Here is an 11,960-nt window from a genome sequence, read left to right on the forward strand (position 1 = left end):
GTCGAAACACTCCGGTCACGAGCCGATCGGCGCTCGAACCGGGCGACAGCGGCCGTCATCGAGCCTGACGATCAGTCGTCCTCGAAGATCCGATCGACGCGGTCCTCGAACCGCTCGAGGATGACCCGCCGTTTCTTCTTCATCGTCGGCGTGAGCATGTCGTTTTCCTCGGTGAACTCGAGCGGGACGAGTTCGAACTGCTTGATCGTCTCGTGTTTCTCGAAGTTCTCGTTGACCCGGTCGACCTCCTGCTGGATGTGGTCGCGGACGCGGTCATCGTCACACATCGCCTGGGGGTCGTCGGGGAGATCGATCCCCGCCGATTCGGCCCACTCGCGGACGTGGTCCGTATTGGGGACGAGCAGGGCACCGATGAACTTCTCGCCATCGCCGACGACCATCGCCTGTTCGACGATTTCGCTCGCGGCGAAGGCGTCCTCGATCGGCCCGGGCGCGACGTTTTTTCCCGTCGAGAGGACGATGATCTGCTTGACGCGGTCGCGGAACTCAAGGTAGCCGTCGGGTCTAACGTGGATGATGTCGCCGGTGCGGAACCACTGGCCCGACGAGGCCGCCGATTCTTCGCCCGCATCCGTGTCTCGCGACTCGCTCGAACGGGACGCCTCCCCGGGGGCGACATCGATAAACGCACCCTCGGTCGCGCCGGGTTTGTCCCAGTAGCCCTGGGTGACGTTTGGCCCCCTGACGAGGAGTTCGCCGACCTCGCCGGGATCGTCGGCGAACGCCTCCTGATCGGCGACGGTCTCGTCGACCGTCACCTCGACGTTGAACAGCGGCGGCCCGATCGTCCCGATCTTCGCGGCCTCGGGGGGATTCGTCGCGACGATCGGCGCGGTCTCGGTCAGTCCGTACCCCTCGAAGATGGGGAGCCCCATCGCGTGATAGAGCCGGCAGAGTTCCGGCGAGAGGCTCCCGCCGCCGCTGATCAGTATTTCGATGTTGCCGCCCAGCGCCTCCCGAACCGTCGAGAAGACGAGCGTGTCCGCGAGCGCCTGTTTGGCCGAGAGGATCGGTCCCGGCGACTCGGCTTGCTGGTACGCGACGCCGACGTCCGTCGCCCACTCGAAGATCCGTTGCTTGGCCGCGGACTGGCTCGCTTCCTCGCGGATGCCGTCGTAGATCTTCTCGTAGACCCGGGGGACGCTCGTGGCCGTCGTCGGCTCGACGAGGCCGAAGTCCTCCCGGAGCGTGTCCGGACTCTCCGCGTAGGCGATGCAGGCACCGCTTGCGAACAGCACGAAGTGACCGGCGGTCCGCTCGAAGACGTGGGCCAGGGGGAGGTACGACAGCGCCACCGACTCCTCGCTCAGTACCGGCACGTCGTCGCCCTTGTCCGGCCGCGGGCCGAAGCGTTTCCGGGACGCGTTGACGTTCGACCGGAAATTCCCGTGGGTCAACTGGACGCCCTTTGGCTGCCCGGTCGTCCCGCTCGTGTAGATCAGGCTCGCCAGATCGTCCAGTTCCGTCTCCTCGATCCGGGCCTCGTAGGCCTCGAGATCGAAGGTGTCCTCGCCGCGGGCGTAGACCTCGCCCAGCGTGAGGATATCGTCGCGGTCGTCGTATCCCTCGAGGTCGTCCATCGAGACGATGAACTCGAGGTCGAGGGCGTCCTCGACCGAGAGGACGGTCTCGAGCAGGGCCTCGTTCTCGACGACGACGCCGTCGGCATCGGGGTCGTCGAGCAGGTACTCGACCTGCGCCGGCGAGGAACTCGTGTAGACGGTCGTGACGACCGCGCCGGCTCCGAGGAGGGCGAAGTCGGACTGGGCCCACTCCATCCGGGTGTTGGCGAAGAGGCCGATCCGGTCGCCCGTTTCGACCCCCAGGTCGCGGAAGCCGGCCGAAAGCCGCCGAACGATATCGCGCATCTCGGCGTAGGAGATCGTCCGGAACTCGCCGGACGTCGCGGCGGGAATCACCGAGTCGGTCAGCGATCGCTCGTAGACACCTCCCTTGTACTGCTGTGCCGGTCGATTCGAATTACGTGCGGCCGACTCCTCGAACAGTCGTGCGAGGGTCGTCTCGCCGATTACCTCGTCTTCGTACTCGCGTTCGGCATCCCGCCAGTTCATATCCCTATGGGAGTTGCTCCCGTGCGATAAAACGTGATGAAACGGACATAATCAGTGAGTGTGTTTATCACTCCCTATAGGCGGTTGAGACGCCCGCTGCGGGTCGAAAACGCCGCCTGATGAGTTTCCGAGCGGTAATCGCCGTCCGCGATTGCGTCGGCTGGCTCGCGGCTCGTCCCCGTGTCGTGCGACTCGGTTACGTCTCCCGATGATCGAGATATCCAAGCACACCCCGCGTGTTCAACTTCGCCTCCTCGCTCGCTTTCTCGTCGCCCCAGACGTCGGTCAGGTCGGACGCGCTCGCGAAGTACTCGATCACCGCATCGTCGTCCTCGAGTTCGCGGCGTTTCGCCGCGACCGCGTCGACCCACTCCTCGAGAACCGTCGCGTACTCCTCGAGGGCGACATCGGCGTCGTCACCGACGTAGCGGGGACCGAAGTGGGGATAACAGAACACGTCCGGATCGAGTTCGGCCAGCATCTCGATGTCGGCGAGACACTGCTCGAGGTCGAAGTTCGACGGCGGCGAGGTTTCCCTGATCGCCTCGATTTCGGGCACCCAGATGCCGGCGGCATCGGCGGTGAACACCGCGTCGTTCGCGGGGTCCTCGAAGACGACCTGGTGGGGCGCGTGGCCGGGTGCCCCGTGGACGCGCAGTTCGTGGGTGCCGAGGTCGATCACGTCGCCGTCGTCGATGTCGACGATGCGCGATGCCGGGACCGGTTCCGGTTCCACGTAGTACTGCCACTGTTCGCCAACGGCGTTTTTGGTCCCCGCGACCAGTCGCGAGGGATCGGCCATGTGGTCGGCCCCCAACGCGGGGACGTAGACGTCGGCGTTCGGGTAGTCCGCGGCGAGGAAACCGGCCCCGCCGGCGTGATCCAGGTGCACGTGCGTCAGGGCGATGACCTCGAGATCGGCCGTCCCGATGCCGACCTCGGCGAGACCCTCACGGAGCAGGTCGTAGTTCGTCCCGATACCGGTATCGACGACGGCGGGTCGCTCGTCGTCGAGGATGTAGACGGCACCGTACCCGTTCGTCTCGTACATTCCCGTGTCGAGGTAGTAAAGGTCCGAACAGTCGCCAGTAGTCACGTTGCGGACATCTCCGACTTCCATAGCGAAAGCGCGTCAGCGAACGGGATAAAAGCTCGCGTCGCGGCGACCCGCCCGGGTATGGGGCCGTTACAGACTTCACACACCGCCTTCTTGGACAGCATAGATGCGTCGAATCGACGCCGAACCACGCCGTGTTCCCGAGCCGACATGAGCCACGATACGCCGGCCCGGCCCCGCACCGAGTCCTCCCGGTCGTGGCTCAAACAGGAGTACGTGCCACCGATCATCGGCTGGTTCGGGGGACTCTCGGCGCTCTCCCTCGTCGGCTGGACGGTCGCGTTTGCCGGAACGATCGACGTTCCGGGCCTCCTGCTCAGTGCCGCGTTCACCGGCGGACCGGCTCTCGGGCTGATCTGGGGCGGCTACCGACTCGACCGAAGCGACATCGAGACGAGCCGGTACGCTCGGATTCTCCAGTGGTGTGTCGGCGGATCGGTCGGCTTCCTGGCCATCAACCTCCTGATGATGGTCTTCTTTCCCTGGTACAGCCTGGCGGGCAACATCTCCTGGGCGCACTTCTCGGTCAATGCGGGTGCGGTCGGCGGCTTCGCCGTCGGGTACGTCGAAGCGCGGGCGATCCAGCGCGAGGTCGAGGCGACGGTCGCCACCGTCCGTGCCGACCAACTCGCGAACGAGCGCGAACTGCTCCTGTACCTGAACGACCTCCTCCGGCACGAGGTGTTGAACTCCGCACAGATAATCAGCGGCCACGCGTCGCTGCTGCAGGCGGAGTGTGACGACGAGCGGGTTCGCACGCGCCTCGAGACGGTCGAACGCGAGAGCGACGACCTCGTCGACGTCATCGACGATATCCGGGCGATGCTGGAGGCGAACCGGGGGCCGGAGACGCACTCGACCGTCGACCTCACCGCGTTACTGACGGCACAGGTGGCCGAATGTCGTTCACGCTTCGACGAGGCCGTCATCGATATCGAGTGCCCCGCGTCGGCTCACGTCCAGGGCAACGAGGGGCTCAAATGGATCTTCTCGAACCTCCTCGAGAACGCGATCGAACACGCCGACGCCGCGACGCCACACGTCCGCGTGACCGTCGACGAGCAACCCGAGACCGTCACCGTTACCGTCGCCGACGACGGCCCCGGGATTCCCGACAAAGAGCGGGCGAGGCTGTTCGAACGCAAGTCGACCAACCACGGACTCGGCCTGTACCTCTCGCGCATCCTCGCGAACAGGTACGGCGGCACCGTCGACCTGGCCGACACCGGCCCCGACGGGAGCGTCTTCGTCGTAGCGTTGCCCCGCGCTTCGGTCGCCGACGATGCCGAGGCGTCCGACTACGGTCGCCACTGATCGTCAGAGATCCTTGAATACACGACGGCTATGCAATCCGTGTGAGTCGATTCAGTTGGGACCGTCACGGCTCTCGCACTCGTCGGCCGATTCCTTCCACTCGCCGATGCCCGAGGGATCGAGGTGGACGTGGGCGTCGCCGACGTCTTCGAGACTCCGCAGTCGAGCGACCAGTTCCGACTCGATATCGTGGGCCTCCCGGAACGGCATGTCGCCGTCGACCTCGACGTGGACTTCGACCTCGAGAACCGTGCCGTCGTAGAAGACGGTCAGGTCGTGGACGCCCGCGACGGCCGGATGACGCCGGAGGGCGGCCGTGATCTCCCCTCGCTTCTCGGGACCGGGCGCGGCACCGATGAGGTAATCGACGTTTTCCCTGCCGATCTCGACACCCTGATAGACGACCAGCAGACTGACGAGGCCGCCGGCGACGGGATCGAGTATCGGAGAGCCGACGAGGACGCCGAGAACGCCCACGATGGCGGCGACCGAGGTGTAGATATCGTTCAAACAGTCCTTCGCGAGCGCCGCGAGCGCGGTCGACTGCAGGCGCTCGTTGATCGCCACGGTGTAGCGATAGACCAGATACATGTCGACGATCGAGAACCCGAGGGCCGCGAGGAGTAACGGACTGAACTCGATGTCGGTTCCGTACAGCAGTCCCCGACCGGACCGGTAGAGCAGGTTCAATCCCAACAGTGCGATGATGGCCCCGACAAACAGCGCCGTCAGGGGCTCGATCCGGTCGTGCCCGTGAGGATGCGTATCGTCGGGTTCGTCGAACGCGCTCCGCCCCCAGACGAGGACGACGACGCTGGCGACGAGATCGGCCAGCGAGTGAGCCGCGTCGGCCAGCAGGGCGACGCTGCCGAACGCGAACCCCACACCGCCCTCGGCGACGATCTTGGCGATGTTCCCGAGGACGTTCGCCCACGACGCCCACGCGAACCCGCGTCGCCCGCCGTCCGCCGCGTCCGCTTCGGACATGACTCGGTTTAGAGGCAGTCTAACCTTGGCTCTTTTCCTTCCCCGCTCGAGGCACGGGCCGTCGATCGGGCACCGATCACAACCCTCATTGGGTGGCCACGAGAGGGACGAAACGACCGGGCGATGGGGCCCGCCCGACCCAACCGCCGGCAGCGACGTCGACCGCGTCCGGAGCACGGACTCGCCGAGCGTCGTCCGGCTGACGGTCCCTGCGTGAGTCCCAGCCATGGCAGACGCACATCCACTCGTTCGCCTCGAGACGTTCGCACTGATCGCCGTCGGCGGGTTCGCCGGCTCGAACCTCCGCTTTTTCGCGATGGGGCTGATTCCCGACGTGCCGTCGATCGTTCTGGTCAACGCCGTCGGAAGCGCGGTCCTCGCCTTCCTGGTCTACGAAGCCGACTACGCGGACCGCCTGACCGCACGGACTCGACTCGTCTTCACCACGGGGGTGCTCTCCTCGCTGACGACCTACAGCACGTTCGCGCTCCAGACCGCGCTCGCGGCGCGTCCGCTCGCGCTGGGCGGCATCGTCGCCGCGAACTACGGGCTCGGCCTCGCCGGCGTCCTCGTCGGCCGATTGCTCGCGCGTCGACTGGGCGTGCCGCGGCCGACCGGTGGTGAGACCACATGAGCGTGCTCCTTCTCGAGGGGATCGACGTGCTCGGTCGAACAGTCCTCACCGTCGACCCCGATCCGGCCCACGTCGTCGGCACCGGCGGAGCGATCGGAGCGATCCTTCGATACGTGGCCACGAAACGAGTGTCCGAACGGCTCTCGAGCGAGCGGGTCCCGCTGGCGACGTTCGCGGTCAACGTCGTCGGCAGTTTCGTCCTCGGCCTCGTGGTCTTCGCCGGCGCGGGCGGGTCGACGCTCCGACTCGTCGGGACCGGTATCTGTGGCTCGTTCACGACGTTTTCCTCGTTTTCGGTCGAGACGGTCCGACTGTACGAGCGCGGCGAGCGAGCCCTCGCGGTCGCCAACGCCGCGGTGACCCTCGCGTGCTCGCTCGCGGCGATCGGACTGGCGTGGCTACTCGTCGCTGTCACCGCCCTCTGAGCGTCGCACTCCCCGCCGAACGCGGGCCACGACCGGTTAGCGAACCGTCACGAGTGGGTCCGACCACCACGACCTCGCGCGGTCGGATCGCCTTCGACCCGCGGTAGGTTTATGTCCGGATTCCGTGAGACGACAGTATGGAGGCTCGCCAAGACGCGTGGCGGATCTACCGCGAGTCACTGCCGATCCTCGTGGTCAGCCTCGCCGGCGGGATTTTCGCCGGATCGGTCCTCGGATCGGCGGGGATGACCGAGGGGTTCGAGCGGTTCCCCGGGCTCTTACTGTTGCTTCCCGCCTTCCTCGCGACGCGAGGGAACGTCTACGGCGCGATGGGGGCGCGCATCTCGAGTGGACTCCACCAGGGGATGATCGACCCCGAGTTCTCGTGGGACCGGCGGCTGGTCAACGCCGTCGTCGCCTCGTTTATCAACGGCATCGGGATCTCGGTCGTCATCGCGGTCCTCTCGTGGGGCATTCTGCACGCGCTCGGTCGCGAATCGGCCAGACTGGTTGAACTCGTCGGCATCATGCTCGTCTCCGGCGTCCTCACCTCCGTGACACTGATCTTCGGACTGCTGGGACTGGTGTTCGCGAGCTACAAATACGGGCTCGATCCGGACAACCTGATCGGCCCGATCGTTACCACGCTCGGCGACATCTTCGGCGTCGTCTTCCTCTTCGTCGCGATCACCGTCGTGGGGGGGATCTTCTAATGGCGGCCGGGGGCCCGGAAGAGCCGCTCGATACCTGGTCGATCCGCAGCATCGTGACCACGATGTTTCCCATCCTGCTCGTCCTCTCGCTGCTCGAGATGGGATCGGGCTACGTTCTCGAGGCACTCGAAGAAACCTACCTCTCCAACCCGACGCTGCTGGTGCTCGTCCCCGTCATGATCGGGATGGGCGGCAACCTCGGTGCGATCCTCTCCTCGCGGCTCTCGACGCGACTCCATCTGGGCCTGCTCGAGTTCGATCCGCGCGACGAGGTCCTGTGGACGAACGTCCTGGCGATCATGGGACTGGCGGCGACGATCTTTTCGGCGCTGGGCGTCGCGGCCTGGACCGTCGGACAGGTCGTCGCCGAACCGATGGCACTGGCCGACCTCATGCTCATCTCGATCGTCAGCGGGCTGCTCCTGGCCGTGATCGCGATCGTGCTCAGTATCGCGGCGACCTATATCTCCTACACGCAGGGGCTGGACCCGGACGACACGACGATCCCGGTAGTCACGAACGTCTGTGACATCCTCGGCGTGATCGTCCTCTCGGGGGTCGCGATCGTCGTCCTGAACTAACGGATCGTCCCGAAGCGCAGAGTCGGACGCCCTCCCGTCATCGCTCCGCTTTGTGACCAGCGGTACGTAAAAACGGAGGAAGCCGACGGGTCGTGACGACGGACCGCGTCGGGGCTACGCGGACGCGAGGTCACGAAACGCCGCCGCGGCCGTCCGGGTCCCCTTGGAGATGAGTACGTCGCCGCCGCGCAGTTCCGCGTCGGCGTCCGCGACCAACAACCAGCCCTCGTCGGGCCGCCGAATGGCGATCACGGACATCGTCGAATCGGCGTCGGGAACGCCGGCGGTCACCGCAGTCCCGTCGAGATCGCTCCCCGTGCCGACCTCGACGCGGGTGATGATCTCGTCGCTCTCTTGGACGGCCATCTGTACCACCGGGTGGACGTCGATCTCCCTGAGGACGCCCTCGCTGATCTCGATCGCGGCGTCGCTGATCCGCTCCGTACAGCTCCCCAACTGGATCAACCCGCGGAGAACGACCGGGTCGGTCGCGTCCGCGGCGGCCCGAAGCGTCCACGCCTCGAAGCGCGATTGCATCGCGTCGACCTCGACCTCGAGATTCCGGACCTCCTCGGCCAGTTCCTCGCTGTCGAACAGCACGCTGCTGTAGGCCAGATCGACCGCCAACTCGGAGAAATCCTTCATGTGGATGATCGTATCCACGGCACGCTCGAGATCGTCGATATCCGGCGTTTCGGCGGTCGGTGCCTCGTAGGCCTCGCCGGTCAGTTCCTCGCAGACGTCGCCGATCGCCGACTCGGGGCCTCGGAGGAGCGCGACGTCGTCGGCCTCGATGCGGGTCGTCGGCCCCGGATTGAGCAGCCAGTCGCTGCCCCGCCGGAGTGCGATCACGCGCACGCCCGTCATCGACTCGAGGTCGATGTCCTGGAGCGTCCGGCCGGCGTAGGCCGAGTCCACTGCGACGACTCCCCGGAGGAGCGCCTCCGCGGCATCGGGCAGCGCCGCGCGCATCGCCTCGGGGAGGCCCATATCCTCGAGAACGATCTTCGCGATGTCACCCGCAGCGTCGCTGATCCCGTCCGCAGCCCCGACGATCCCGAGGACTGGGGCGAGCTGTTCCGCGTCCGCTGGCTTCCGGGCGGCCATCAGGAGGCTCATCCGCGCCCGCATCTCGAGGACGTCCATCCGCTCTTCCAGGCGCAGGACTTCCGTCGCGAGCTGCTCGCTTTGGTGGAGCACGGCCGAGTACGAGAGGTCGATCAACAGTTCGGCGGTGTCTTTCATCTCCACCAGCACGTCCTTGACGCTGACGGGCTCGTACTCGATCGGAGCCGACGGTGTCTCGCCCTCGAGCGGGTCCATACTTCGAGAGAGGGTGGCCCGCGGAAAAAGCGTTTCCCGCTGGGGCGTCTCGGGCGGGCGATCGAACGACGCGGCCTTCCGACACGGTTTTGCCCGGGCACAAAGAACGGACGACCAACACCAATGCTCGACCGGACCCATCTGCGCGAGAATCCCGACGAGGTACGCGACGCCCTCGACGACCGCGGGGCCGACGTCGATCTCGACGAACTCCTCGAGCTCGACGAACGCTGGCGGGAACTCAAAGCTCGCGGCGACGACCTGCGCCACGATCGTAACCAGATCACCAAGCAGATCGGCGAACTCGTCGCCGAAGGCAAAGACGAGAAGCGGGAGGAGGCCATCCAGCGCTCGCGGGAACTCAAAGCCGAGATCGAGGACGTCGAGGAAGAAGCCGTCGAGCTCCAGGCGGAGCTCCGGGAGCGGATGCTCGAGATCCCGCAACTCCCCCACGAAAGCGTCCCGCTCGGGGTCGACGAACGCCACAACGTCGAGGATCGGCGCTGGGGATTCGACGACGCACACGAGTTGCCCGATGACATCACGCCCCACTACGAACTCGGCGAGGAGTTGGACATCATCGACGAGGAACGCGCCGCCAAGACGACCGGAGCGGGCTTTTACTTCCTCAAGGGCGAGGGCGCACAGCTCGAGCACGCCCTGATCCAGTTCATGATGGACATCCACCGCGAGCAGGGGTACGTCGACCTCTTCCCGCCCGTTCCGGTCACGAGCGCGTCGATGCGCGGCACCGGCCAGCTCCCGAAGTTCGCCGATGACGCCTACCGAGTGGGCGGCAGCAACGAGGAGGAGTACGAGGACGACGACCTCTGGCTCTGTCCCACGGCGGAGGTCCCGGTGACCAACATGTACCGCAACGAGATCCTCCTGCAGGACGACCTCCCGCTCAAACACCAGGCGTATACGCCGAACTTCCGCCGGGAGGCCGGCGAGCACGGCACCGAAACCCGCGGGATCGTCCGGGTCCACCAGTTCAACAAGGTCGAACTCGTCAACTTCGTCGAACCGTCGGAGAGCTACGACCGCCTCGAGAACCTCCTCGCGGAGGCCGAGGACGTCCTCAAACGGCTCGGGCTCCCCTACCGCATCCTCGAACTCTGCACCGGTGATCTGACCTTCGCCAGCGCCAAGACCTACGACATCGAGGTGTGGGCTCCCGGCGACGACATGGACGACGGTCCCGACGAGGGCGGCCGCTGGCTCGAGGTCTCCTCGGCCTCGAACTTCGAGGCCTTCCAGGCCCGCCGCGCCGGCCTTCGCTACCGACCCGAACGCCACGAATCGGCCGAGTACCTCCACACCCTGAACGCCTCGGGCCTGGCGATTCCGCGCGTGATGGTAGCCATCCTCGAGTACTACCAGAACGAGGACGGCACGGTGACGATCCCCGAACCGCTGCGCCCGTATATGGGCGGCAAAGCGGTCATCGAGGGCCACGAAAAGGTCGGCGAGTCGGCGCTCGGCGCGGGCGAACGCGAGTAGCGACACCCGGCACCGTCGTGTCAGGGGGACGCCGACCGGCGGCATCGAGTCCGATGCTCGAGCGGGTCCGGCCACTGTCAACGAAACGACTATACTTCGGAAGCAGAGTCGACAGGTATGTACATCGATCTCCGGCAGAAAGTGATCGCATCGATCATCGGGGTGCTGTTCATCGTCGGCGCGCTGGTCCTGTTTCCGTGGTGGGTCGCGGTGTTCGTCTTCGCCGTCATGCTTCCGTTCTACAGGAAGGTGTTGACGGCGTGACGGCCGGCGGGTGGTCTCAACCACTGATTGACACGCTAATCGCAACCGTCGTGCTGTCAGGTGTACAGTGACGGGCAGTGGCGACGATCGCTCGGGCGGCACACAGCACCGAGCGACTGAGACGGTCCCAGAACAGCCATCGAGTCAGTCGGCCGCGGCGGGTGCGTTTCCGACGCGCTGACTCGACGGGGGTGGTGCCGACGGCGGACCAGCTGCCGGGGCGTGTCCCGGCGGCCGATTCGGGGGTGCTACCGCGTCGGGATCGCCGTCGGTGTTCGGCGTCCGCTCCGCGGACCGGTCGTCCGCGTCACCGTCGCAAGCGCTACTGGGAGGCCAGGTTCCGGATGTCCTCGACGGCGTCTGCCGCGTTGTTCAGCGCGTCCGCGATCGGCGGAAGCGGGGCGTTCTCGGCCGCCTCTCGTGCCTCCGCGACCGTACTCACGTCGTACTCCATTCCCGACTGGGCTTCGATCTCCGCCGTGACCTGCGTGAAGATTTCCGCGACGAGATCGTCGATCGTCCCGTCGTCGGTGTTCTCGATCGTGCCGACCGGATCGACGTTCTCGAGTTTCGCGTTGATGTCCTCGACGATGGCGTTGATCTCCGCGACCGTGTCGCTATCGTCGTTCTCACCGTCGCCACCGTCGCCGTCGCTGCCGTCGTCGATGGTGTAATCGGCGAGGGCTGCGATCTCCTCGACGGCGTCGGCCGCGTTGTTCAGCGCGTCCGCGATCGGCGGAAGCGAGGCGTCCTCGGCGGCTTCCCGTGCCTCCGCGGGCGTGCTAACATCGTACTCGACGCCGGCCTGGGCCTCGATCTCAGCCGTGACCTGCGTGAAGATCTCGTCGATGAGCGCACCGATCGTCTCGTCGCTGGTGTCCTCGATCGTGCCGACCGGATCGACGTTCTCGAGTTTCGCGTTGATGTCCTCGACGATGGCGTTGATCTCCGCGACCGTGTCGTTACCGCCGTCACCACCGTCATCGATGGTGTAATCGGCGAGGGC

At 66.1% G+C, this 11,960-nt stretch carries 11 protein-coding genes and 1 pseudogene; 7 read left to right on the plus strand and 5 right to left on the minus strand.

The genetic code is table 11. The features are described from left to right. Nucleotides 1-71: 71 nt before the first annotated feature. Both ALTAJ2_RS18265 and ALTAJ2_RS18270 read right to left on the minus strand, forming a co-directional pair. Complete coding sequence (locus ALTAJ2_RS18265; RefSeq protein ID WP_007110282.1) at nucleotides 72-2,093, minus strand: AMP-dependent synthetase/ligase; 2,022 nt, start codon at nucleotides 2,091-2,093, stop codon at nucleotides 72-74. Nucleotides 2,094-2,289: 196 nt separating this feature from the next. Continuing rightward, the gene (locus ALTAJ2_RS18270; protein WP_007110281.1) at nucleotides 2,290-3,213 is read right to left on the minus strand and encodes an MBL fold metallo-hydrolase; all 924 of its coding nucleotides are present in this window, start codon (nucleotides 3,211-3,213) and stop codon (nucleotides 2,290-2,292) included. A 147-nt stretch (nucleotides 3,214-3,360) separates the two neighbouring features. On the opposite strand from ALTAJ2_RS18270, the gene ALTAJ2_RS18275 reads away from it, so the two are divergent. Next, a complete protein-coding gene (locus ALTAJ2_RS18275) occupies nucleotides 3,361-4,524 on the plus strand; it encodes a sensor histidine kinase (RefSeq protein WP_007110280.1) in 1,164 nt (387 codons plus the stop codon). A gap of 51 nt (nucleotides 4,525-4,575) precedes the next feature. Here ALTAJ2_RS18275 and ALTAJ2_RS18280 read toward each other — a convergent pair whose 3' ends face one another. Then, nucleotides 4,576-5,511: a cation diffusion facilitator family transporter gene (locus ALTAJ2_RS18280; RefSeq protein WP_007110279.1), complete on the minus strand. Its 936-nt coding sequence runs from the start codon at nucleotides 5,509-5,511 to the stop codon at nucleotides 4,576-4,578. A gap of 226 nt (nucleotides 5,512-5,737) precedes the next feature. Here ALTAJ2_RS18280 and ALTAJ2_RS18285 point away from each other — a divergent pair, with 226 nt between their 5' ends. The 4 genes from ALTAJ2_RS18285 (at nucleotide 5,738) to ALTAJ2_RS18300 (ending at nucleotide 7,864) form a co-directional block, all read left to right on the plus strand. Next, nucleotides 5,738-6,145, plus strand: coding sequence for a fluoride efflux transporter FluC (locus ALTAJ2_RS18285; protein ID WP_007110277.1), 408 nt, complete (start codon nucleotides 5,738-5,740; stop codon nucleotides 6,143-6,145). Next, nucleotides 6,142-6,570 carry a fluoride efflux transporter CrcB gene (gene crcB, locus ALTAJ2_RS18290; RefSeq protein ID WP_007110276.1) on the plus strand — a complete coding sequence of 143 codons (429 nt, stop codon included), beginning with the start codon at nucleotides 6,142-6,144 and terminating at the stop codon, nucleotides 6,568-6,570. Before ALTAJ2_RS18285 ends, crcB begins: the two co-directional genes overlap by 4 nt. A gap of 137 nt (nucleotides 6,571-6,707) precedes the next feature. Continuing rightward, nucleotides 6,708-7,283 carry a magnesium transporter gene (locus ALTAJ2_RS18295; protein ID WP_007110275.1) on the plus strand — a complete coding sequence of 192 codons (576 nt, stop codon included), beginning with the start codon at nucleotides 6,708-6,710 and terminating at the stop codon, nucleotides 7,281-7,283. Then, complete coding sequence (locus ALTAJ2_RS18300) at nucleotides 7,283-7,864, plus strand: magnesium transporter (RefSeq protein ID WP_007110274.1); 582 nt, start codon at nucleotides 7,283-7,285, stop codon at nucleotides 7,862-7,864. Before ALTAJ2_RS18295 ends, ALTAJ2_RS18300 begins: the two co-directional genes overlap by 1 nt. A 114-nt stretch (nucleotides 7,865-7,978) precedes the next feature. On the opposite strand, the gene ALTAJ2_RS18305 is transcribed toward ALTAJ2_RS18300, so the two are convergent. After that, complete coding sequence (locus tag ALTAJ2_RS18305) at nucleotides 7,979-9,187, minus strand: potassium channel family protein (RefSeq protein WP_049900782.1); 1,209 nt, start codon at nucleotides 9,185-9,187, stop codon at nucleotides 7,979-7,981. Between the two features lie 123 nt (nucleotides 9,188-9,310). On the opposite strand from ALTAJ2_RS18305, the gene serS reads away from it, so the two are divergent. Beyond that, nucleotides 9,311-10,690 (plus strand): serine--tRNA ligase, encoded by a 1,380-nt coding sequence (gene serS, locus ALTAJ2_RS18310; protein WP_007110272.1) that lies wholly within the window; start codon nucleotides 9,311-9,313, stop codon nucleotides 10,688-10,690. A gap of 117 nt (nucleotides 10,691-10,807) precedes the next feature. After that, nucleotides 10,808-10,954: a hypothetical protein gene (locus ALTAJ2_RS19870; RefSeq protein ID WP_007110271.1), complete on the plus strand. Its 147-nt coding sequence runs from the start codon at nucleotides 10,808-10,810 to the stop codon at nucleotides 10,952-10,954. A gap of 322 nt (nucleotides 10,955-11,276) precedes the next feature. Here ALTAJ2_RS19870 and ALTAJ2_RS18315 read toward each other — a convergent pair. Continuing rightward, a pseudogene (locus ALTAJ2_RS18315) lies at nucleotides 11,277-11,960 on the minus strand (hypothetical protein); the annotation flags it as partial.

This window comes from Natrinema altunense (assembly GCF_000731985.1).
GTDB lineage: Archaea > Halobacteriota > Halobacteria > Halobacteriales > Natrialbaceae > Natrinema > Natrinema altunense.

Bases quoted from the DNA above. Each gene is read 5' to 3' on its own strand.
- ALTAJ2_RS19870 (WP_007110271.1), top strand. From the start codon at position 10,808: ATGTACATCGATCTCCGGCAGAAAGTGATCGCATCGATCATCGGGGTG.
- ALTAJ2_RS18295 (WP_007110275.1), top strand. From the start codon at position 6,708: ATGGAGGCTCGCCAAGACGCGTGGCGGATCTACCGCGAGTCACTGCCG.
- crcB (WP_007110276.1), top strand. From the start codon at position 6,142: ATGAGCGTGCTCCTTCTCGAGGGGATCGACGTGCTCGGTCGAACAGTC.
- ALTAJ2_RS18305 (WP_049900782.1), bottom strand. From the start codon at position 9,187: ATGGACCCGCTCGAGGGCGAGACACCGTCGGCTCCGATCGAGTACGAG.
- serS (WP_007110272.1), top strand. From the start codon at position 9,311: ATGCTCGACCGGACCCATCTGCGCGAGAATCCCGACGAGGTACGCGAC.
- ALTAJ2_RS18300 (WP_007110274.1), top strand. From the start codon at position 7,283: ATGGCGGCCGGGGGCCCGGAAGAGCCGCTCGATACCTGGTCGATCCGC.
- ALTAJ2_RS18270 (WP_007110281.1), bottom strand. From the start codon at position 3,213: ATGGAAGTCGGAGATGTCCGCAACGTGACTACTGGCGACTGTTCGGAC.
- ALTAJ2_RS18275 (WP_007110280.1), top strand. From the start codon at position 3,361: ATGAGCCACGATACGCCGGCCCGGCCCCGCACCGAGTCCTCCCGGTCG.
- ALTAJ2_RS18285 (WP_007110277.1), top strand. From the start codon at position 5,738: ATGGCAGACGCACATCCACTCGTTCGCCTCGAGACGTTCGCACTGATC.
- ALTAJ2_RS18280 (WP_007110279.1), bottom strand. From the start codon at position 5,511: ATGTCCGAAGCGGACGCGGCGGACGGCGGGCGACGCGGGTTCGCGTGG.
- ALTAJ2_RS18265 (WP_007110282.1), bottom strand. From the start codon at position 2,093: ATGAACTGGCGGGATGCCGAACGCGAGTACGAAGACGAGGTAATCGGC.